Genomic DNA, 22,724 nt, shown 5'->3' on the forward strand with positions numbered 1-22,724 from the left:
AGGTCCCACTGGCATCTACTGGTCGATGTCGATCCGGACAGGTTCGCGGAGCACCTGTCCGGCGCCCGTGAGGTCGGACAGCCGGGCCGCGAGGGCGCCGATGGCGAGGCGGCGCGGGAGAGCTTCACTGAACTTGAGACCTCGCAGCGCGCGCTCGTCGACATCGGGGAGGGTGAGGCGGTCGGCGGCGTCCGCGGTGCCGGATCTCCACAGCTGCGGGGTGAGGTCGGAACGCAGCCGGACCCAGGTGTCGTCGACGCGCTGGACCTCGTCGGTGAGGCCGCCGAGGGTCGCGGCCAGCACGGCGTTGGCCCGGAAACCCGCCCAGGTCCACCAGCGCGTGTCGGTGCCGTCGCGCCTGATGACGGTTCCGCCGGGGTGGACGGTCGCCGGCGCGTTCTCCCTGGCCTCGGCCAGGTGGGTGACGGCGCGCCGGGTGAGCGCGACGGGCGGGTCGGCCCCGAGGAGGACTTCGCGGCAGGCCCGGGTGAAGTCGAACGAGGCTCCGGTGAGGGCGGGGGAGAACCAGCGGGCCCTGCCCCTGAGGTCGGAGGGCTCGACGAAGCAGCGGCGGCGCTTCCAGTCGATCCAGGTGACCTTCCAGTTCCGTCCCGCCAGCAGGAGCACGCGCGGGCCGTCGAGCTTCTCGGTGAGGAGCATCGGGTCGGTGCGGCCGATCTCCTGGCGGCCGTACAGGACGGTGAACTCCGGCGGGGCGGTGAAGACCGCCGTCATGTCCATGAAGTGGCGCCGGCCGAAGCGGGCTTCGGCCGCGGGGCCGACGAACAGGAACTCGCCGTCCCGTTCCAGGAACCCCTCTTCCAGCAGGTGGGCGACGATCGGTGCCGCGCTCCGGTCGAACGGGGCCAGCCCGTTCCAGGCGTCGCCCCACAGGCCGCTGCCGATCTTGTGGTCCTGGAGGCTGAGCCCCAGCACCTGCTGGGCGACGATGTGCCGGGGCTCGGGGGGCGCGGTGACCGGTTCGACGTGGCCACGGCTCCACAGCAGGAGCAGTGCCGCCGCGGACACCAGGGAGTCGAGGTCGAGTGCGAGGAAGAGGCAGTTGCGCGCGGAGCCGGGGCGGCGTCCGGTGCGGCCGAGCCGCTGGAGGAACGCCGCGACGGTGCCGGGCGCGTTGATCTGGATGACGCGGTCGAGGTCACCGACGTCGATGCCGAGTTCGAGCGTGCTCGTGGAGACGATGACGCAGTCACGCCCCGACGCGAACGCCTCTTCGGCGCGCCGCCGCTCGTCCACGGCCAGCGACGCGTGGGACAGGAAGGTGGTCACGCCCCGGGCGCGCAGGGCGGCGCCCAGCTCTTCGACGAGTTGCCGGGAGTCGCAGAAGACCAGCCGCTTCTCCCCGCGGTGGAGCGCCGCGATGATCGTGGCGGCGTTCGCCACGGAACCGACGTAGTCCAGTTCGATCTCGCCCGGCGGGGAAGCGGCGGAAGCGGTGAGGGCCGGGGCGACCACCGCGGCGGGACGGCTTCCGCGTCCCGAGCCCTGCAACCACTCCAGCAGCTCGCCGGGATTCCCGACGGTCGCCGACAACCCGACCCGCTGGATCGGACGGCCCGCGACCCGGGAGAGCCGTTCGAGGACGGCGAGGAGATGCCAGCCCCGGTCGTCCCCGGCGAAGGCGTGGACTTCGTCGACGACGACGGCGCGCAACCCGGCGAACAGCCGCGTGTGGTCGACGTTGACGCTGACCAGCATGGCTTCGAGGGACTCGGGCGTGGTGAGCAGGACGTCCGGCGGATCACGGAGCATGGCCCGCCGCCGGGCCGACGTGACGTCCCCGTGCCACAGCGCGACCCGCCTGCCCACCCAGCCGCAGTAGCCCTCCAGCCTGGGCAGCAGGTTGTTGAGCAGCGCCTTGAGCGGGCAGACGTACAGGACCGACAGCCCGGACCAGCGCCCCCGCTCCATCGCCGACAGCAGCGGGAAGACCGCCGCCTCGGTCTTGCCCCCCGCCGTCGGCGCGAGCAGCAGGGCGTCCGAACCGGCCATGACCGGTGCGACCGCCTCCTGCTGGAGCGGCCGCAGGGACCGCCAGCCCAGGGTGTTCACGATGTGGTGCACCAGGACCGGCGACAGCTCGTTCACAGGTCGAGGTCGATCTCGCCGGCGGAGGCGGCGTTCCGCTCGGTCTCGGTCAGCTCGGATCCGGAGATCGTCAACGCGTAGTGCCGGCGCGGGTCGAAGTCGTCGAACTCCGCCACCCGGTCCAGGACGTCGGAGACGAGCTTGCGCAGGAACACGCGGGGCGCGAGCCCGACCTTGCCGCCGAGCCCCCCGGTGACGGCCGCCGCCAACTCCGCCACGTAGGCGTCGTCGACGACGCTCATGACCCGCTCGGAGTCGCCGGCACCGGCGGCGTACAGGTCGCGGACGGCACGGCCGAGTTCGCCGAGCCGCGGCAGGTCGAACCCGGTGAGCCGCAACTGGACGGCGCGCGGCGAGTCGAACCGGGGGTCGGTGGTGAAGTCGGTCGCGAGCCGCTGCGCGAGCGGGGGCAGCCGCTGCGCGCCCTGCTGCCCGTCGAAGAACGCGGGCGTCCCGGTGATCAGGAGGAAGAGCCCGGGGAACCGTCCGTTGTCGATCTCGTCCAGCAGTTGCCGGAGCGCGTTCAGCCCCTTCTCCCGGACGTCGCTCCGCACCCGCTGCAGGGTTTCGATCTCGTCGAGGACCAGCAGCAGGCCCGGATGCCCGCTGTCCCGCAGCACCGTCAGCAGCCCCTGGAGGAAGCCGAGGGCCGCGAAGTGGTCCAGGTCGCCGCGCACCCCGGCGGCCCGCTTGGCGGCCGCCGCGACCGACCTCTGCCCGCCCAGCCAGGCGATCAGCGCTTCGGCCGTGGCGCCGTCGCCGGTGTTCCGGGCCCGCCGGTAGCCGCGCAGCGCCGCCGAGAACGCCGGGGTCGTCCGCGCCACCTCGGCCAGCCGCCGTTCCATGAGGTCCTCGACCGCGACGGCCAGCGCCGCGTCGTCGAGGTCTCCCGCGTCGTCGAGGACCTCCTCCTCGAGCGCGTAGAACCAGCCGTCGACGACCGGGCGCAGCGCGCTCGGCTGGTGGGTGGCGGTGACGAGCCGCTCGGTCAGCCGGCGGTACACCGTCTCCAGCCGGTGCAGCGGCGTCTCGGTCTCGGAGATCTGGATCTCCGCGACGGCCAGCCCGGCCCGCTTGGCGCGTTCGCCCAGCCAGCGGGCGAAGAAGGTCTTGCCGGCCCCGTACTCGCCGCGGACGGCGTGGAACGCCGCCCCGCCCTTCGCGACGACCGCCAGTTCCTCGTCGAGCGCCCCGGCGAACCGGTCGAGGCCGACCGCGAACAGGTCGAGCCCGGCCTGCGGCACGGTCCCGCGGCGCAGGGCGTCGATCACCTCGCGCCGCCGGGCGGCGCTGACGGCCGGTGCCGCGCTCATACGCCGAACTGCTCGCGCAGCAGGTCGACGTCGAGCCGGACGGTCCGGCCCGCGTCGATGAGGCCGAGCACCGGGTAGCCCTCCACGTTCAGCAGCCGTTCCAGCGCGGTGACGAACAGCGCGGCGTCCCGCGGCGGGCGCCCGCCGGCGGCGGAGGCGACCGCGGCGGGCGACATCCGGTTCCCGTCGGCCCCGGCCAGCGCGTCGATGACCGCGGCGACCTGGTCCCTGTCGGGGGCGCGCCGGACGAACCGCTTCTGCCCCGCGTAGCGTTCCGAGGCGACGACCTGCCGGCCGAGACCCGCGCGGACGTCGAACAGCGGCCCCTCGGCCCGTGGTTCGTAGGTGAAGGACGCCTGGGCGGCCCCCGACGTTCCGGAGTTCCACCACCGGGGGGTGACCGCCTCGGGGGACAGCACCGACCAGCCCGACGGCATCAGGTCGGCCGACGGCAGCACGGTGAGCACGGGAACGGTCAGCTCGGCGAGGGACACCCCGCCGTGGTAGCCGTCCTTGCGCGGCGTGTACCGGATCTCCTCCTGCCACGGGACCGTCACGGTCCCACCGCCTTCGAGGACGCGCGGCCCGGTCACCGAGACCTCCCCGGCACCGGGCGCGCCGGTCCGCCACCGGGCGGAGCCGGTGCCGCCGGGCGCCGGCGGGCGGTCGTTCCGGTCGAGCACGTGCCCGTGGTCGGACACGATCACCACCGGACGCCCGTAGGCGCGCGCGGCGTTCAGCAGTTCGGTGAGGTGGGCGATGTCGGACAGCCGCCAGGTGGCCTGGGCCCGCCCGTGGTCGAGCGCGTCGTCGATCGTGTTGAGGACGGCGCCGACCACGGCGTCCCCGGCGAGCGCGTCCATCAGCGGCTGGGCGAGCCGCTGTCCCGCCGTTCCGGCGATGTCGGCCTTGTGGAACAGCAGGCCTTCCCTGCGGTGCCGTTTCCAGAACGCCGCGAACCCGGCGGCCTCGACGTTCTGCCCGCCGGCCGCGGGTTCCCCGCCGAGCAGCGAGGCCCGGCTGATCCGGGTCAGCGACGGGATCATCGCGACGGCGGCGCGGCGCGCGCCCTGGGCGGCGGAGACCTCCAGCCAGCCGCCCCGGCCGAGCTCCGCGCCGAGCTCCGCGGCGACCGCGGAGCTCATGCCGTCCAGGACGAGCACGAGCGGCGGCCGTGCTGTGCACAGGGGCCGCGCGACCTCCTTGAGGACGTCCTCGATCAGCAGGCAGCCGCCGGACGCGACGGACTGGGCGTGCGCCGCCCAGGACACGACCCGGTCCGCGAACCGCTCGTCCAGCTCCGCGCGCCGGGCCCGCGCCTCGGCGATCAGCGCGTGGTAGGCGCGCCAGGCCACCGGGTCGCTGGCCGGGTCGCCGGTCCACAGCAGCGCGAGCGCCCGGTCGACCCACCCCCACGACGTCAGGTGGTTCCGGACGCCCGCCGCCACCGACGGGACCGCCAGGTCGGGGTCGGAGTCGAGCCACCGCCGGATCCGCACCGCCATCCGCGCCACCTCGACGCGGTCGCGGTGCAGCTCGGCGAGTCGGTGGGCGGAGAGTTCCCGCAGCGCGGCCTCGGCGGCGGCGGTGTCCCGGCCGAGGGCGTCGGCGAGGGCGTGCAGCCGCGCCGTCAGCCCCGAGGGCAGGAACGGGTTCCCGCCGAGCGCCGCGCCGATCCCGGCCGCCCTGGCGAGGTCGTCGGCCCGTTCCAGCACGGCCCGGACGCGGCCCTGGGCCTCCTGGCGCTCCGACCGGTCGGTCTCGGCCTCGCTGATCCAGCGGGCGAGGGTGCCCTGCACCGCGGTGCTGAACGCCTTGAGATGCTCCTCCGAGCGGGTCGCCACCGGGCCGAACAGCCCGCCGACCGCGAGCGTCGCGTTCTGCGGCGCGCCCGGGTCGGTGAGGACGGCGCCGATGATCCCGAGCGCCATCGCGTCGGTGGCCCGCCCGTCCACGACCAGGGACAGCAGGACCCCGGTGGCTTCGCCGACGTTGCGGCGCAGCCACTCGGTCAGGCCCTCGCGTTCCCGCTCGCCCAGTTCGAGGAAGCGCGCCGGGCCCGCGGGGCTGCGCGACCAGGCCAGCAGCGCGTCGAGGTCGAGCGCGCGGCCCATCCCGAACCGCGCCTCGACCAGGGCGCGCACCGCGGCGTCCAGGCTCAGCAGCCGCCCGCCGCTGCGCCGCCACTCGGCGGTCGCGCCGGACTCGCGCCACCCGCCGGCCGGTTCCGCGGCGAGCAGCGCCTCGACCAGCCAGGCCGACTTCCTGATCCGGGGGTCGATCTCGGCCGCGCCGAACCGCCGGCGGATGATCTCATCGAGGGAGACGGTCAGGGTGGTGCGGCCGAGGGCGTGCGCCCGCAGGTCCCAGCCGAGCTGGCCGGTCGGCGCGGTCGTGGTGATGACCAGGGTGCCGGTGCCGTCGCCGTGCCGGTGCCGCTGCCAGGCGTCGACCACCCCGAGCACGGACGGCTGGTCGGTGACCTCGATCCGGCGCTGCTCGTCGCCGATCCGCACCGCGAACCGGGCGGGCGAGGCGGGGTCGTAGCTGCCGTGGACCAGCACCAGCCGGTGGCCGGGCCGGCGGGCCAGCTCGGTCTCCAGCAGCGCCTCCAGGATGCGCCGGTCGACGACGGTGGCCATCAGGTCCGGTCCACCGGTTGCCAGACGATCTCGACCTCGGCGCCGGGATGGTCGTCGAGGTAGGCGCGGACGTCGGCGCGGACCGCGTCGAACTGGCCGTCGAGGCCCGCCTGGCGGACGGTGCGGCGCCGGGGCGCCCGCGACACCGGCGGGGAGCCGTCGTCGGTGAGGCTGGTCTGGTCGGGGGTGGTGGACGTGTCCTCGGGCCGGACCGGCGGGGGCGGTGGAGGAGGCGGCGGCGGGAGCTCCGCGGCCTGCTTCCCCGCCCGCGTGATCAACGTGACGGCCGTGGCGACCGTCGCGGTCAGCACGGGGGCGAGCGGCCGTGCGAACTCCTGGGCGTTGGCCGTCTCCGCGAGCCTGTCCACCAGGGTGCGCGCGGACCTGCCGATGTCGTCCTCGCGGCCCGCGAACCCGCGCAACGGTTCGAGCAGCGACCAGGTGACGCCCCGGAGGGCTTCGGCGACGCCCGGAGCGCTCACGATCGCCGAGCCGAGTTCCTCGTCGGACGCCTCGCAGGCGGCGGTCGCCAGCTTCCGGGCGAGGGCGGTGGAGTCCTCCCTGGCGGCCGAGAGTTCCGCCATCAGCCCGGCGGCCTGCCGGGCGACCGCGAGCCGGGGCGCGTCGTGGGCGAGGCCGAGCGCGGTGGCGTTGCCGTCCAACTCGTGCAGGACGTCGAGGACGGGCTTTTCGATCCGGTCGATCCGGTCGCGCAACGTGTCGGCGAGTTTGCCGACGTTGCGGGCGAAGGGCTGCTCGGGCGCGGTCTTCCCGAAGATCTTCGCCAGCCGGGTGCGGGCGGCGGCGTACTCGGCGTCGGACGGTTTCGCCTGGTCCTGCAGGACCCAGCCCGCACCGATCCTGTCGAGTTCCGGGGTCGGCTCCGGCCTCCCCTGGTACACCCAGGCCCGGTCGGACAGCAGCGCGTAGGTGGCGATGACCAGGTTGCCGACGAGCCGGTCCATGCCCGTCCAGCCGAGGTCCTCGATCCAGCCGCGGATGTCCTCGACCTGGTAGTCGCCGGTGACCCCGTGCTGGGCGGCCTGCTGCTCGATCCGCCGCAGCCAGTCGGTGCCGACGTTCAGCGGCCCGTCGTGGACCTGGCCGAGTTCGAGCGGGTGGACGATCCGGCGCAGCAGCGGCAGCTTGTCGCGGTCGACGACCACGCGCCGCTCGCCGTCCTCCATCGCCTGGGTGATCCAGCGCAGCGCGGTCTTCAGCTCGGCCGGGGTGACGGCCTTGCGGTTGCCCGCCGTGTCGAAGTCGGGGTGCCTGGGGTAGCGGACGGAGAACAGCCCGTCGGCCATCTTCTCGAGGTTGAACTCGAACCCGCCGCCGCCCTCCAGCCTCGGGTCGGGGTGGGCGGGGTTGAGGGACAGCACGTGCTTGCCGTCGAGGACCTCGACGCCCACGTTGCCCTCGGCGCCGCTGCTGACCCCGTAGAGCTGCTGCAGGACGACCGTCAGCTCGTTGGTGAGGGTGTCCTGCTGGGCGGCGAGGTAGGAGGCGATGCGCGCCTGCTCGTCGGAGGACTTGTCCCCGGTGTAGTCGCGCAGCCGGTCCCGCTCCAGCAGATAGTTGATCTTCAGTAGCCGGCCGAGCTGCTTCTCCCGCTGGGCGGAGAGGTGGTCGGGCAGCCAGACGAGGGTGTCGGCCTCGTGGCCGGCGCGCCTGAGGTCCTCGACCCGCTGGGCGTCGTCGCTGGGGTACTTGCCCTGGACGTCGAAGGGGTAGTCGATGACGAACCGGATCCGGCCCTCGACGGACGGCGTGAACTGCTCGTCGCGCAGCGCCTGGGCGTCCCGGACGTTCTCGAACACGAACTCGGCGGTGCGCCTGCTGCCCCGCCAGACGAGCTCACGCTCGCAGACGAACGCCCCGCTGTCCTTGACGCCCAGGCACTCCCACAGCTTCTCCTTGATCCAGATGCGGCGGGCGCCCGCGTGGTCCTGCCCGCCGACCAGGTCGAGGATCGGTTCGACGTTCAGGTCGGTCAGGTGGAGCGTGAAGACGGGGTCGAGGTCGCCGTCGGCGCGGATCTCGCCGAACCCGCTGGAGATCAGCCGCTTGAGCCGGGAGCCGACGAGGTCGCCGACGGGGGTCGCCCGCGACCGCACCGAGCCGAGGTTGAGCGCCGCGAGCCGGGCTCCGGTCAGCCGGGTGAGCGCGGTGACGTCGGGGGCGAGCGCCGACAGGATGAGGGTCTTCACCAGCCGGTCGTCGGCCCTGAACCGGTCGTCGTCCTCGGAGCCGTACTCCTCCAGGAGGTTGGCGCGGACCCGCGCGTGGAACCGGGTGGCCGCCTCGGCCTCGTGCCGGAGCCGGTCGGAGAACGCCTCGCCGATACCGGACGACAGCACGTCCCACAGGTCGCCGAGGGGGATGATCTGGCCGACCTTCAGGTCGTCGCGGCGCAGCCGCAGCATCTCGCTGAGCAGCTTGAGCCCGGTCCGCTCCCGCTGGAGCGCGCCCGACAGCGCGACGAGCACGTTCAGCAGGGCGGGGGACAGCGGGTAGACGTCGCGGAAGTCCCGCCAGTCGGCGTGGGTCGCGCCCTGGCTGTCGAGGAGGACGTCCTTGACGAGCGGGTGGTTGGACTCGACGTCGGAGAACGCGGCGTCGAGCCGGCCCGCCATCCCCGGGCGCGGCTTGAGGACGCGCTCCTTGATGATGGCGGGCAGGTTGCGGTCCTCGAGGCTGATGACCTGGAACCGGCCGGCGAGGTAGGCGACCTGCCGTTCGAGGTTCTTGACCTCCGCCCCCATCACGTCGTCGCCGACGAGCTGGGTGAGGTCGCGCTGCCGGGAGATGAAGGAGACGATCGGCACGCCGCGCTCGGGGTCCTCGGACTCGATCAGCTTCACCAGCTTGCTGACCTCGTCGTTGACCATCTCCTGGTTGGACATGTGCGCCTGGAGCCAGAGGATCAGCTCGTCGATGAACAGGACGAGCCCGTCGAAACCGTGCTGCCTGGCGTGGCGGCTCATCACCGCGAGCCCGTTCTCCAGCGGGAGGAAGGCGTCCCTGGCGCCGCGCTGCCCCGCCGCGTAGGACGCCAGCGGCCCGGAGAGCAGGGCGGTGACGAGCGCCTCCCGCTCGGGCGAGCCCGGGGGCGCGTCGAACGCGGCGTCGAGGCTCGCGCCGGTCCAGCCGGAGACCCCGCCGATGGGCGCGACGTCGTCGGGGTCGGCCTCCGCGGGGGCGCCGGTACCGAGCCACGCGACGAACCGCGCGTCGTCCTTGAGGAACTTCCGCTGCCTCCTGGCGTCGTCGAGCAGCGCGTCCGACCGGTACACCGGGGGCGTGGGCAGCCCGAGGCGCTGCGCGGCGGCCGCGTACCCGCCGAGGATCTTCGAGTCGAGGTCGGTGGCGCCCACCAGGTGGTACGGCACCATCATGAACTTCTTGCCGCGCAGCCAGCCGGCGTGCTCGGCGTACACCTCCCGCAGCTTCGGCTTGCTCCCGTCGACGACGGCGTCGTGCCCGTCGAGCACGGCGTGCAGGACGGTCATGAAGTGCGACTTGCCGGACCCGAACGACCCGTGCAGGTAGGCGGCGAGCGACTCGTTGCCCTGCAGGGCGTCCCGGACCTGCGCGAGGGCCCTGCGGAAGGCGTCCTGCAACTGGTCGGTGACGACGTACTTGCCGACGAGTTCCCGGGTCGCGTCGAACCCGCCGGACAGCTCCACCTTGAACTGCCCCGCGTGCACCGACTCGGGGATGTCGAGGATGTCCTTCAGGACGAGTTCCGCCGGGTTGCTCATGCCTTCGCTCCCTTCAGGAACTCCTTCGACGGCCGCCACTCCCGCAGCGCCCGCGCGGAGACCTGGTGCCGCGACAGTTGCGTCTCCAGGAAGGTCCCGAACTCCTCGGCCGGGTTCCCCTCCCACTCCGCGTCGTACTCACCGTGCCACTGCCGCACCCAGGGCATGACCTCCGCCAGCCCCGCCAGCAGCGGCACGATCCGCGCGCTCACCCACTGCTCCTCGGCCCGGTCGTTGACCAGGTTGACGAGCGCCTGCGCCTGGTCCTTGTGGTCCCAGCCGGCCCACCCCAGCAGCAGCGGGTCGTCGGAGTGCCGCGCCGCGCCCGGGTACGAGACGAACCGCTCCTTGGGGACGTCCAGCTTCCCCCGGTGCGACCAGTAGGCGGGCTTGCGGAAGTCCGCCGACGCGTACTTCGGCGGCACCGGGATCCTGAGCCTGCGCCCCTCCCGGTCCTCCTGCCGCTGCAGCTCCCACGTCTTTTCCCACTCGGCCCGCTTCCGCAGCCCCGAGTCCTTGTACCGCAGCGCGGCCAGGTAGGGGACGTGCTCGTCCTTCAGCACCGCCGCGAGGATCCCGGCAAGGGGCAGGTCCCGCTTCCCGAGGTGGTCGGTGGCGTACAGCCGCGCCACGCCGTTCATATCCTCGTCGTCCCGGAACCGGTCGGCCAGCTCGCCGACGGTCATCGTCCTCGGGTGCAGCAGCCCGTCCCGCCGGACGAACCACAGCTCCTCCCGCTCACACCGATCAAGAATCCACGCCACCAGCGCCGTCCGCTCCTTGGCCTCCCAAGGTTCCGTCGACCACCGCCGCTTGTACTCTGGCCGCTCCAACAGGCCGATGTCGTTAGGCCGCTGCTCGATCAGATCAATACGGGCTTGGACGACTTTTGCGTACTCGGAGGGCCAGGCTTCAGGGATATCGAGGATTGGCTTCGATCCATGCCGGACATACCACTGTCGGACGGCCTCATCATCGGCACCATGCCGTGCTTGAACGATTTCGAATGCCCGCTCACCCAGTGCAATATCTTGTGGATGCTCGTTTGCAGGGCTAATGGCTATTGTCAGATCGCTCTCGCTGAGGATGCCGTAGATCCCGTAGACGTGCCAGTCAAGTTCTTCTTGGAGCGCGATCATCTGACAGAGGGCTTTGGTGTACTCGCGCTTTGCGGCCTCTAGCGATTCGCGAGTGGGGGTTGATTTTGCGATCACGGAGGAAGGCTCGGCCGATGCAAGGTGTGTGGCTAGTTGATCGAGTTCTTTACTGAGGGAAAGTGGGAGTTTCGTGGGCACCGGAAAATTTTGAATCTTGGTGCCTGTGAACTCGAAAAAGCTTTCCCATGCATAACGACCGGTTCCTCTTTCGCCACCTCGGTTGCCCTTGTCTTGGCTGACTTGCTTCAGCCAGAAGCAGGCCGTTGACGAGTTCAGCAGGCCGAGCAGCCCGAGGTGGTCATCCTCGCTTGCGGATTCCGGCAACTTGATGACAGGCGCAGACCTGTTGAACACCTTGCCGCCGCGATCGAGTACGAAGTGGTTGTGCGTCGCCACGAAGGCAAATGTGATCGAGAAGGGGAGCCGGAAACGTCTGGCGGCGAATTCTGAGTATTCGAACCAAGTTAGTCCCCGGTCTTCTTGGTGCCTGCCGAAGACTGTTCGATGGGAAAGGTTGGTCCGATAGGGCCACAGGAGGGCCTGGATAGGCGCCAGCTCCTCGGCTTCCAGGGTTTCCTCGTGGTAGGGCCAGAGCGCAAACGTTGCTTCCGGGCTGATGGCATAGTCCCTGACCATGACGCCTTCGATAAAGGGTTTGCGCTGAGCAGTTGGAACTCCTGCTCTGCGGAGGGTTCCATCGCCCAGAAGGTATGCGCCATCCTCCTTCGTGGTGGCACCAAAGCCAGTTTCGGATGCAATTGTTCTGAGCTTGGATGCTGAAGCGCCTTCGAGATGGTTGAACAATTCGCCTGCGCCACCCCCACTCAGCGACCAGGGGTGCTTTGCCAGGGTAGGGCGTGGAAGATCGGAGACGGTGACCCATGGCGATTCTGATCCAGGCCTATCGACCTGATTGACGATTGCAGTCCAAACAAAACCATCGGCGGCGTTATCGGGCTGACCTGGTTCTCCTCGAACACTGAGAACCGCGCGAATCGTCGTGCTTTGGTCGGGAAAACTATTTCGACCTGCGAGGATGGCCGTGGGTGTTCCGTGCCCGGGAATCCATGCTCCGGAGGTATCTATCACATGAGTGAGGCGAATCTTGGGGAAGAAGCGTTCGATGAGCTTTTTGCCGAACTCTCGCTTCATGAATGAGTTGGCGGTTATTTGGCCTGTAAAGCCTGCTGCGATACTAGGGTCAGTGGAACGAGTCGCTAGGTCGAAAATTCGCTGGGCAAAGGGTGCGGAGAGCGCGTATGCGCCACCGCAGGCGTCGGGATAATAGCGCCGGTAGTTATCGCTCTCCTGCTTGTCTCTGACGATAATATATGGAGGATTTCCAACGACGGCGTGATAACTTCCGAGCCCCAACGCATCACAGGTCTCGATGTATCTCTTTACGTCTTCGGTTGCGAAATGGAAATGCTCTCCTGTTTCCAGGAGGTCCCCTTGGACGCCCAAGGCGTCACGGCCGTGGATCAGGGAGTCGCCCACCGCGATGTTGATGGGGAACGCGGGGGCCTGGTCCAGGCGCTTCTCGCCGGCGGCGTCGAGAGCGGCGATCAGGAGGCGGAAGCGGGCGATGGCGGCGGCGAAGGGGTTCTTGTCGCAGCCGTGGACCGAGTGGAGGGTTAAGCGGACGAGGTCCCAGCGGGGCAGGGCCGGGGCCCGCTCCGCCCAGGCGGCCAGGACGCGGTGGAACAGGCCGAGCAGGAAGTGGCCGGAGCCGCAGGCGGGGTCGATGGTGCGCAGGCCGATGGCCTCGCCGTCGTCGTTGACGGGGCCGGTCCACTTGGCGGGGGTGTGCGGCCAGACCGGCTGGAGGCCGAACTCGTCCAGCGCGGGGGTGAGGGTGAGGTCGAGGATGAACTCCTCGACGAACTCGGGGGTCTGGAGCAGCGCGTAGGTCTTCTGGGCGTGGTCGCTGAGGTGCTGGTAGAGGTCGCCGAGGAAGCGGGTGTCCGCGCCCCGGAAGGTGTAGGGGATCTCTCCGTCGGCGCCGGGGGTGCGCCAGAACTTCAGCAGGTCCGCGGCGGCCTCGTAGCCGGGGTCGGCCTCCCAGAGCGGGTTGTGGGCCCGGTCGAACAGGCCCGCCACCGCCGGGTGGGCGGCGGAGAGGTGGTCGAAGGCGGCCAGCAGCCAGTCGCGGTCGTTCTTCTCGGGGTGGGCGCGGAAGTACGCCGCGTGCCGGTCCTCGGCGTCCTTGAGGCGGTCGCCGGGGCCGGAGATCCACGGGTGCTCGACGAGCTCGTTGTCCTCGCAGTAGCGGACGAAGACCGTGCCGAGGATCCAGGCGACGGCGATCTGGGTCAGCCGGTCCTCGCGCCAGTCGGTGTAGTTGACCGCGATGCGCTCGGCCTTCAGGGCCCGCTGGTGCTCTTCGACCAGCTTGTCCCGAAGGGACTCGTCGGTGTCCGAGCGGGCGCGGAGGTCGTCGACCAGGAGCGTCACCTGGTGGCGGAGGTCGGTGACAAGGGTGCGCTCTGCGGACTTGCGGCGGGCCACGTGTCAGGCCTTTCGGAGGGTGTCGAGGTAGGGGCGGTCGAGGACGGACCACTCGGAGGCGTCGATCGCCTCGACGGTCCGTCCGTCCAGGTGGGGGATCGACTTCGGGGCCTCGGACGGGCAGAGCAGCCACAGGCCGTACGGCAGGCTTTCCGGGCCGCGGGCGGCCTGCTGCAGGGAGACGAGGGTCCGGTGGCCGCCGTCCTCGTGGTAGCGGGCGAGCAGGCCCGCGTTGTGCAGCAGGAGGATCTTGCGGGGGGCGTCGGCCAGGGCCGTGATCGCGGCGGTGGTGCGCTCCCAGGCCAGGGAGACGTACGAGCGCAGGCCAGCCGGGATCACCGCGGTGCGGGCGTACTTCTCGTCGGCGCGGAGCAGCCCGGGCCAGGGTTGGGAGTTCTCCTCGGCCAGGGCCCGCATCTGGTCGAGGAAGGCCGCGGTGACGTCCACCTCGGCCACGGGGTGGGTGCGGGCGAGCAGGCCGGCGGTGCCGGGCAGGTGGCGCTGGTCGACGGTCAGGGCCACGAAACCGCCCTCCGCCAGGGCCCGCGCGAGGTTGGCCGCGGTGCGGTGGGCGGGGCGGCGCAGGTGCTCGGGGACGGTGTCGGCGGGGGCGAGGGGGCCCGACAGCAGGTCGGTGCCGGTGGACGTCCACTGCGGGCTGGGCGCCGGCGGGCGGAACTCGGTGGACTTCGGGTCGTAGGAGAACTGGAAGCCGGCCTCGCGGAGCGCCTCCTCCAGGTCGAAGTAGGTCGGCTCGGGGTCGAGCGCCGCCAGGTCGGGGAACCAGGCGCGCAGCCGGTCCAGCAGCGCGGCGTGCTTGATGCCGCGGTCGGGGCGCGCGCCGGCGGCGGCCTGGGAGATGCGCAGGGCGCGGACCAGGTCGAGGTCGCGGGGGTAGAGGTCGAGGCGGGGGGACGCCACGGCCGTGCCGGAGACCGCCGCGGCCAGGGACAGCAGGCGGGTCTCGGCCAGGGCGGGCATGCCCGCCGGGGCGGCGACCTCGCGCAGGGCGCGGGTGACCTCGGACTTGCCGGGGAGCGGGTCGGCGGCGACGAGCCGGTCGGCCTCGCCGGCGAGCTTGACCGCGTAGTCGGACAGCTCGCGGGGGCTCGGGTCGTCGGTGCCCGGCAGCGACTCGAGGCTGACCAGGACGTGGCCGCGCAGCCGGGTGACCTCCAGCCGCGGCTCGTCGTCGGCCGGGCGGTCGGCGCCGGACCAGGTCTCGGCGAGGATCGCGGCGCGGATGACCGTGGTGGCCTGCGCCAGCGCCTGCTCCTGGGAGCCGTCCGCGCCGCCGCGGCGGACCCGGAACGCGGCGGCCAGCTCGGTGGCGGTCATGATCCGGCCCGCCGCGGCGAGGACCGCGACCAGGTCGTCGCGGACGCTGCGCAGCCAGGGGGCCTCGAACCACAGCTTGTAGCTCTTGCCCTGGGCCTGGTAGACGCCGGCGGACGTCATGTCGAGCCGGTCTGCGATCTCCGTCCCGGTCGGCCAGGAGGGGAACGGCTCGGCGTCGTCGACGGGCAGGCCGAGCGTCAGCCGGATGACCTTCGGGGTCTTGGAACCCCGTCGGCCGGGGGCGGGGGTGAGCAGGCGCGCCAGCTCGTCCACGCGCAGCCGGGCGTCGAAGCCGGACCTGGTGAGCGTCGCGGGCGCGTCCTCCCGGACGGGCGGCGGCTCGGTGGGCGACAGCAGGGCCGCGGTCCACTGCTTGTGGCGGCGCAGCAGCTCGCGGCGGACGTTCGAGCCCGCGCCCCGGGCCCGGGCGAGCTCGTGCGGGGCGACCTTCAGCAGCTGGTCGACGGTGGTGGCGTTGAAGCCGTCGGCGACCGAGACGGCGCGCGGCGACAGGCCCGACTCGCGCAGGTTCGTCTCCAGCGTGGCGGCCTCGGCCGCGGACTCGCGCTGCTCCTCCAGGGTCTCGTCGGAGTGGGCGCCGGGCGGGGCGGTGGCGTCGGCGGCCCGGAAGATCTCGCGCCAGGCCTCCTCCATCATCCGGAACGTGTCGAACCGCTCGGCGACCTCGCGGTGCAGGGCGCGCCGGAAGAAGGCGGTCAGGCCGTCGCGGAGCGCCGGTTCGAACAGGTCCGCCGACAGCTTCGGGCACGGGTCGTCGATGACCTTGGGGTCGGACTGGCCGTCGCCCCAGGTCGGGCGCTCCTTGGTGGACATTTCGTGCAGGGTGACGGCGGCGGCGTACCGTTCCGCGTGGTCGTCGAAGGCGGGCCGCCGGGTGGTGCCGATGAAGGGGTCCAGGTAGCCGCGGGTGCCGGTGCGGACGTCCCGGTCGGAGGCGGCGGCGTGGGAGAAGTCGAACAGCTTCAGCTCCCAGACCCGGTCGACCCGCTGGAAGACGCCCAGGTTCTCGGGCTTGATGTCGCGGTGCCGCAGGCCCTTGCCGGCGAGCTGGTCCAGCGCCCGGAACAGGTCCGCGCCGAACTGGTTGAGCTGGTGGTAGGTGAGCTTGCCCTCGGTGTCCAGCCAGGTGCGCAGGGACCGGTCGCCCGCGTACTCCAGGTCCAGGACGGTGCGGTCGTTCAGCTCGCGGGGGCCGGCCAGCAGCCGGACGATCGCGCCGCCGCCGACCTGGTCGAGCAGCTGCGCCTCCTTGCGGAGCTGCGCGGCGGCCCGGTCCTCGTTGAGGGCGATCTTGAACACGCGGCGTTCCCGGGAGGCGTCGCCGTCCTCGTCCTCGACGGGGCGGGTCACGAGGAAGGCCCGGCCGGTCGAGCCGGTGCCGAGAACCCGCTCCACGGTCCAGGCGCCGAGGGCGTCACCGTCGATCACCGTGCCGGGCTCGGCCGCCAGCGGGTCGCCGCCCGCCCAGGTGGCGGCCGCCTCCTCGACCGGCAGCGCGGCCCGGTCGAGTTCCTCCAGGAACCGCTCGGCCGATTCGAGACGGTCGGTGACCTCGCCCTGCGTCGCCCTGAAGACCAGGTCGTCGAGGTCGGTGGACAGGCCCTCGGCGACCGCGAACGGATGCAGGCCGCGGTCGGCGGTGATCCGGTCGATGAGGGTGGCCCGGTCGACCGCAGGGGGCTGGCCGGTGAGGATCAGGTAGGAGACGGCGCCGAGCCCGAAGACGTCGAGCTCGACGGGGTCGGGAAAGTCGTTGTCGAACTCGGGCGCGAGGTAGACCTGGGCGGAGTCCTCGACGTGGTCGTCGGCGACCGGGCTGTTGCCGAGGGAGGAGCGGCTGGTCGTGGTGTCGAAGTCCCGGGCGGCCGTCTGCCAGTCGACGATCCGCAGGATCGGGTCGGAGCCGTCGGCGTGCGCGGCGACGTACACCGACCGCGCCGACAGCGCGCGGTGGTAGAGGGAGCGGCCGTGGGCGTAGCGGACGGCCTCGGCGAGCTGCCGCACCAGGTCGAGCCTGGTCTCGGGGGACAGCGACGGGCCGTGGACGTCCAGGTACGAGTCCAGCCGCAGGTCGCTCTGCCGGTGCCGGAACAGGATCGCCGGCCCGCCCATGTGGTCGCGCAGGTCGATCGCCTGGGCGATGCCCGGGTGGGCGATGCCCTGCAGCACCTGGTACTCGCGCAGCGCCGCCCGGTTCACCGACGCCCGGTCCTCGTCGGTCGCCTGGAGGTTCACCAGGTAGATCCGGACCCGGCCCTCCTCGGAGACGATGCCGGACTTGCGGGCGAACCGGTCCTCCCAGGTCGGCCCGGCGTCGAGGACGTCGGGCTCCAGCTGCCAGTCGTCACCGAACCGCAGGTGCCGCTGCGACTGCGAGATCCCGATCTTCTTCAGCAGTTGCGGGAGCTGCTGCGACAGCCGGGCCGGGATCGGCTGGGCGTTCCGCGGCGGCGACTTGAGCAGGATCCCGTCGAGGAACGTCGGGAGCCCCGAGCCGGGCTCCCGCCCGAACACCCGGGTCCGCTGGACCTCGTCCAGCTCGCACAGCAGGTTCGGGTCGGTGAGGAAGACCGACGGTTCGATCCGGGGGATGACGAGCCCGGTCAGGCCGAGCTGCCGGGCCGCCCATTCGAGCTGCCCCTTCAGCTCCTTGGACTTCAGGTCCGTCAGGTGCAACGGGCTGGACCGGATCGTGAGGATCTGCTTGTGCGGCGTGTGGAACCGCCACGTCCGCCCGTTGTTGACGACCCGCCCCGGGTGCGCCTTCAACTCGACGAGGTGCAGCCCGCTCGGCGTGACCAGGAACAGGTCGCACTCGTTGACGCGCCCGGACCGCGCGGTGAACGAGAAGGTCGCCCAGGCCCGGTACGGCTCGTTCTTCGGTACTAATCGCTCGATGTAGTCGAGCGCTTCCTGCTCGTGAGGGTAGTCGGAGGTCCGTTCCTGGAACCACCGCCTGGCCGAAGCGGGAGGCCGGGGTTTGGGCCTCGTACCGCCGGAAACCACCCTCGTCCCCCTTGCCCGCGCCCACCCTGAGTCAGCAGGTCCTACCGTTGTGGCGTTATTGGCGGACCTGTTCTGATTCATCGGTCGATCGACCGTCTCCGTTTCGGACGGCGGCGGGGGCGGGGCGGGAACCCGCGATGCGGCCCGCGCTGAAGCGGCTGCTGTCGGCGGAACGCACCGCGCCGCAGATGACCCGCTACCACCCGTCCGCCCGCACCATGGTCGCGCACCTGGTCGACGTGCGCCGTACCCTGCCGGAGCCGCTGCGAGCGCTGCACAACCGCATGGGTGGATAACCCGCCGGTCGCTAGGGTGGCGGGCGTGGACGTGGCCGAGCCGGCGGTGGGGCTGCTCGCCGCCGCGCGGTCCGGCGACGAGGCGGCGTTCGGCGCGCTGCTGGCACCGCATCGCCGGGCGTTGCACCTGCACTGCTACCGGATGCTCGGCTCGCTCGACGAGGCCGAGGAGGCCCTGCAGGAGACGATGGTGCGGGCCTGGCGCGGCCTGCACACCTATGCGGGCCGGGCGCCGCTGCGGCACTGGCTGCACCGGATCGCCACGACGACCTGCCTGAAGGCCATCGAGCGGCGTGGCCGCGCGCCCGCCACCGTGGCCGAGGTCGGGCATCTGCAGCCCTACCCCGACCGGTGGCTGGACGAGCTCGACCCGGCCGTGGTGGTGGAGCGGCGCGAGGCGGTGGCGCTGGCGTTCGTGGCGGCCCTGCAACTGCTGCCGGCCACCCAGCGCGCGGTGGTCCTGCTGCGCGAGGTGCTGTGCTGGAGCGCCGCCGAGGTCGCCGACTACCTCGGCAGCAGCGTTCCCGCCGTCAACAGCGCCCTGCAGCGCGGCCGGGCCACGCTGCGCGCCCACGCGGCACCGCGGCAACGGGCACTGACCTCCTACGAGCAGGAGATCGTCCGGCGGTTCGTCCACTCCTGGGAGCACCGCGACCTCGGCGCGCTGGCGGCCCTGCTGCGCGAGGACGCGATCCTGCGGATGCCGCCCGAGCCCCTGGAGGTCGTCGGGCGCGCGGCGGTCACCGAGTTCTTCGCCACTGTGCCCGCCGAGGGGCGGCTCGACCGGATCCGGCTGGTCGAGACCGCGGCCAATCGCCAGCCCGCGCTGGCCGCCTACCTGCCCGACACCACGGGCGCCTGCCACGGCTACGGCGTCATGGTCCTGACGATCGAGCCGGCGGGTGTGGCCGAGATCATCGGTTTTGCCGACGCCGACGTCTTCGACCGGTTCGGCCTTCCCCGGGTGGCACCGATGAGTCGGCGGGCGGCCCGGGATCTGTAGGGGGTGGACGGCCGCGCCGCGGCCCGAACCCAGGAGAGATCACATGGATGCCCGTACCATCGCCGGTTCCGCGGACGTGGTCCGGCTGCTCCGCCGCAGCCACGACACGACGGCCGAACTGATCGGGCGGATCACCGCGGACGGCTGGGCGGCGCCGAGCGCCTGCACCGGCTGGACCGTGCGCCAGGCCGCCGACCACCTGACCGGCGCGCTGCTGCTGATCGCCCGGATCGCCGCGGGCGAGACCGTCGATCCCGCCGAGGTCGACGCCCAGTACCAGGCCGACACCGACCACCTGGGCGCCGACCCGGCCACGGCGTTCCGCGCGGTGACCGGGCGTTCCCTGGCGGTGTTCGGCGAGCCCGGCGCGCTCGACCGGGAGTTCCCCTTCATCACCGGGCCGGCGAGCGGGGCGACGCTCGCCTCGGTCAGCCTGCTCGAATCGCTGGTCCACGGCTGGGACATCGCCCGGGGGGCGGGCCTGCGGTATCCGGCCGACGACGAGGTCGTCGCGGCCGCCTGGGCGTTCGCCCGGGACACCGTCGGCGACGACCGGCGCCGGGACGGCATGTTCGCCGCGGCCGTGCCCGTCGACCCGGCCGCCGCCCCCTTCACCGCCCTGCTCGCGCATCTGGGACGGCGGGCCTGAGGCACGCCGGCCGGGTCCGGCCGGGGTTCACGACACGCCCCGGCCGGACCCGGCTCCGGCGCGTGCCACATCGGCCCAGGAGTTCACGCAGTTCTCCATCTGGCGCGAAAAACCACTTGTTTGGCTTGTGAGAATTACATATGGCAGTTGTGAGAATCGCTATTGATGCTTAAGTTGGCCGGCATTACCTTCTGGGCACCTGTCCCGGCCGCGTCGCCGCGGCCGGGCCCGTCCTGAAAGGTGGCGGCTTTGAGATCAAGACGCATGTCCCCGACCCCGCTCGGACGAAGATTGGTCGCACTGGTCGTGGCGGTGACGGCCCTCCCCCTCGCGCTGCTCGGGGCCGCCCCGGCGGCCGGTGCGCAGGCCGGGGGGCGGCCGGCCCCCTCGGCGGCCAGCCCGACCGTGACCGGCCCGGTGACCGGTGGGAACGGCGCCATCGTGCTGCCCGGGACCACCACCTTCGACCTGGGTGCCGTGGGCTACACGCAGTCGGAGTTCCTCGTCTCCGGCACCGCCGCCTCCTACACGGCGGCGGTTCCCCTCGGCTCTGACGGGCGCTGGCAGGCGGAGCCCGCGACCACGGCGCCCTACACCACCCGGATCGTCGTCTACCGGCCCGCGGACGCCGCCCGGTTCAACGGGACCGTCGTCGTCGAATGGCTGAACGTCTCCGCGGGGGCCGACGCCGGGGCGGAATGGATCTTCTCGCACACCGAACTGATCCGGGAGGGCTACGCCTGGGTCGGCGTCTCGGCCCAGGCCGCCGGAGCCAACAACACCAAGTCCCTGGACCCGGCCCGGTACGCGGCCGTGTCCCACCCCGGCGACAGCTACTCCTACGACATCTTCTCCCAGGCCGGCCAGGCCGTACGGGACTCCGCCGCCAAGGTCCTCGGTGGTCTCGAACCCCGCAGGGTCCTGGGTGAGGGCGAGTCGCAGTCCGGCTTCCGGCTCGCCACGTACATCAACGCCGTCCACCCCCTGGTGAACGTGTACGACGGGTACTTCGTGCACAGCCGGGGCGGGCGGGGCGCGCCGCTGTCGGAGCCGCCGCAGCAGATCGTCCTGCCGCCGTCGGTCGTCCGCTCCCGGACCGACCTGGACGTGCCCGTCCTGTCCCTGGAGACCGAGACCGACGTCATGTTCGGCTCGCTGGGCGCCCGGCAGGACGACACCGCCCGCTTCCGGCTCTGGGAACTGGCCGGTACGGCGCACGCCGACAGCTACATCACCATCGTCGGCCGGGGCGACACCGGCACCCGGGAGACGGCCCTGCGCGAGCTGAACCTGATGCTCGATCCCCCCACCGAACTGGGCGAGGCCGGTAGCTGCACCTCCCCGATCAACACCGGCCAGCAGCACTACGTGCTCAACACGGCCCAGTACTGGCTGAACCGGTGGGTGGCGACCGGGCAGGCGCCGCCCCGGGCGCCCCGCCTCCAGGTGGACACGTCCGGCCTGCTGCCCGCCTTCGTGCTCGACGCGCACGGCAACGTCAAGGGCGGCCTGCGCACCCCGGCGGTCGACGCCCCGGTCGCCACCCTGTCCGGGCTCGGCCAGACCGGGTCGGTCTTCTGCTTCCTGTTCGGCACGACCACCCCCTTCGGTGCCGCCAAGCTGGCGACGCTGTACCCGACCCGTGCGCACTTCGTCGCGCGCTGGTCGGCGGCCACGGCGTCCGGTGTCGCGGCGGGCTTCGTCCGCCCGGCGGACGCGGCCCTGCTCGTCGCTGCGGCGCGGGCGTCGGAGATCGGCGGCCGGCCGGCGGAGTGATCGGTCTCGCCTGAGGTACCGCGGGTGGCCCGGCCGGGCCACCCGCGGTCGCGGTGCTGGGGTTGACGGCCCAACCTCGTTATGGAAATATGATTCTCGCTTATGAGATTGTTGTTTTCGATAGGCTGGGAAGGAATATTCTCCGATGTTCTCGGCTCTTTTGATTGAGAAAGGCGACGCGGGGCAGACGGTCGCGCTCACCGAATTGGACGAGGCCAAGCTCCCCGACGGCGACGTCAGCATCGATGTGGAATATTCCACGCTGAACTACAAGGACGGCCTGGCCATCACCGGCAGGTCGCCCGTGGTCCGCGCGTTCCCGATGGTGCCCGGCATCGACCTCGCCGGCGTCGTCACCGAGAGCGCGCACGCCGACTGGAAGCAGGGCGACCGCGTCGTCCTCAACGGCTGGGGCGTGGGCGAGAAGCACTGGGGCGGCCTCGCCCAGCGCGCCCGCCTGAACGGCGACTGGCTCGTCTCGCTGCCGGAGAACTTCACCACCCGCCAGGCCATGGCGATCGGCACCGCCGGCTACACCGCGAGCCTGTGCGTGGACGCCCTGCTGGACCGCGGCGTCCACCCCGAGCAGGGCGAGGTCCTGGTGACCGGGGCGACCGGCGGCGTCGGCAGCATCGCCGTCGCGCTGCTGGCCAAGGCCGGCTTCACCGTGGCCGCCGCGACCGGGAAGGCCGCGGAGGCCGGCTACCTCCAGGGGCTCGGCGCCGCGACGGTGCTGGACCGCGCCGACCTCGCCGCGGCCGGCAAGCCCATGCAGAAGGAGCGCTGGGCCGGCGTCGTCGACTCCGTCGGCAGCCACACGCTGGCGAACGCCTGCGCGCAGACGCGCTACGGCGGCACGGTCGCCGCGTGCGGCCTGGCCCAGGGCATGGACTTCCCGGCCAGCGTCGCCCCGTTCATCCTGCGCGGCGTGAGCCTCATCGGCGTCGACAGCGTGATGGCGCCCCGGGAACGGCGGGTGGCCGCCTGGGCGCGGCTGTCCCGCGACCTGGACGTGTCCGCGCTCGACGCGATCGCCCAGGAGATCGCGCTGGGCGACGCGGTCGCCGCGGCCGGCCGGCTCCTGGACGGCACCGTGCGCGGCCGCATCGTCGTCGACGTCAACCGCTGACCCCGGGAGCACA

Annotated in this window: 11 protein-coding genes; 5 read left to right on the forward strand and 6 right to left on the reverse strand. The window is 72.1% G+C overall.

Translation table 11 applies throughout. The features are described from left to right. Positions 1-15: 15 nt before the first annotated feature. From DPM19_RS22800 to pglW, 6 genes are read right to left on the reverse strand one after another with little or no spacing between them, the layout of a single operon-like run. Entirely contained in the window at positions 16-2,109 is a 2,094-nt protein-coding gene (locus tag DPM19_RS22800; protein ID WP_111870036.1) for a DEAD/DEAH box helicase, read from the reverse strand. Further along, a complete protein-coding gene (brxD, locus tag DPM19_RS22805; protein WP_111870037.1) occupies positions 2,106-3,422 on the reverse strand; it encodes a BREX system ATP-binding protein BrxD in 1,317 nt (438 codons plus the stop codon). The genes DPM19_RS22800 and brxD overlap by 4 nt, the downstream gene beginning before the upstream one ends. Then, positions 3,419-6,064 carry a BREX-2 system phosphatase PglZ gene (gene pglZ, locus DPM19_RS22810; RefSeq protein ID WP_111870038.1) on the reverse strand — a complete coding sequence of 882 codons (2,646 nt, stop codon included), beginning with the start codon at positions 6,062-6,064 and terminating at the stop codon, positions 3,419-3,421. The genes brxD and pglZ overlap by 4 nt, the downstream gene beginning before the upstream one ends. Beyond that, positions 6,064-9,828, reverse strand: coding sequence for a DUF6079 family protein (locus DPM19_RS22815; RefSeq protein ID WP_111870039.1), 3,765 nt, complete (start codon positions 9,826-9,828; stop codon positions 6,064-6,066). The genes pglZ and DPM19_RS22815 overlap by 1 nt, the downstream gene beginning before the upstream one ends. Beyond that, on the reverse strand, positions 9,825-13,493 hold the full coding sequence (gene pglX / locus DPM19_RS22820; RefSeq protein ID WP_111870040.1) for a BREX-2 system adenine-specific DNA-methyltransferase PglX: 3,669 nt from the start codon (positions 13,491-13,493) through the stop codon (positions 9,825-9,827). Before pglX ends, DPM19_RS22815 begins: the two co-directional genes overlap by 4 nt. Before the next feature lie 3 nt (positions 13,494-13,496). Beyond that, a complete protein-coding gene (gene pglW / locus DPM19_RS22825) occupies positions 13,497-17,858 on the reverse strand; it encodes a BREX system serine/threonine kinase PglW (protein WP_199485230.1) in 4,362 nt (1,453 codons plus the stop codon). Positions 17,859-17,995: 137 nt separating this feature from the next. Between pglW and DPM19_RS22830 the strand changes: the two genes are divergently transcribed. The 5 genes from DPM19_RS22830 (at position 17,996) to acuI (ending at position 22,711) form a co-directional block, all read left to right on the forward strand. Then, positions 17,996-18,154, forward strand: a complete 159-nt coding sequence (locus DPM19_RS22830; RefSeq protein ID WP_199485231.1) for a hypothetical protein — start codon at positions 17,996-17,998, stop codon at positions 18,152-18,154. A 25-nt stretch (positions 18,155-18,179) separates the two neighbouring features. Beyond that, positions 18,180-19,157, forward strand: coding sequence for an RNA polymerase subunit sigma-70 (locus tag DPM19_RS22835; protein ID WP_158566857.1), 978 nt, complete (start codon positions 18,180-18,182; stop codon positions 19,155-19,157). A 43-nt stretch (positions 19,158-19,200) separates the two neighbouring features. Then, complete coding sequence (locus tag DPM19_RS22840; protein WP_111870043.1) at positions 19,201-19,806, forward strand: TIGR03086 family metal-binding protein; 606 nt, start codon at positions 19,201-19,203, stop codon at positions 19,804-19,806. Between the two features lie 264 nt (positions 19,807-20,070). Next, positions 20,071-21,582 carry an alpha/beta hydrolase domain-containing protein gene (locus DPM19_RS22845; protein ID WP_199485232.1) on the forward strand — a complete coding sequence of 504 codons (1,512 nt, stop codon included), beginning with the start codon at positions 20,071-20,073 and terminating at the stop codon, positions 21,580-21,582. A 160-nt stretch (positions 21,583-21,742) separates the two neighbouring features. Then, a complete protein-coding gene (acuI, locus tag DPM19_RS22850) occupies positions 21,743-22,711 on the forward strand; it encodes an acrylyl-CoA reductase (NADPH) (RefSeq protein WP_199485233.1) in 969 nt (322 codons plus the stop codon). Positions 22,712-22,724: the final 13 nt, after the last annotated feature.

The sequence above is a fragment of the Actinomadura craniellae genome, assembly GCF_003289645.1.
Classification (GTDB): Bacteria; Actinomycetota; Actinomycetes; order Streptosporangiales; family Streptosporangiaceae; genus Actinomadura_D; species Actinomadura_D craniellae.

Excerpts from the sequence above, each read along its gene's own strand:
- brxD (WP_111870037.1), bottom strand. The coding sequence starts at position 3,422 with ATGAGCGCGGCACCGGCCGTCAGCGCCGCCCGGCGGCGCGAGGTGATC.
- pglZ (WP_111870038.1), bottom strand. The coding sequence starts at position 6,064 with ATGGCCACCGTCGTCGACCGGCGCATCCTGGAGGCGCTGCTGGAGACC.
- DPM19_RS22815 (WP_111870039.1), bottom strand. The coding sequence starts at position 9,828 with ATGAGCAACCCGGCGGAACTCGTCCTGAAGGACATCCTCGACATCCCC.
- DPM19_RS22830 (WP_199485231.1), top strand. The coding sequence starts at position 17,996 with ATGCGGCCCGCGCTGAAGCGGCTGCTGTCGGCGGAACGCACCGCGCCG.
- DPM19_RS22840 (WP_111870043.1), top strand. The coding sequence starts at position 19,201 with ATGGATGCCCGTACCATCGCCGGTTCCGCGGACGTGGTCCGGCTGCTC.
- DPM19_RS22845 (WP_199485232.1), top strand. The coding sequence starts at position 20,071 with ATGTCCCCGACCCCGCTCGGACGAAGATTGGTCGCACTGGTCGTGGCG.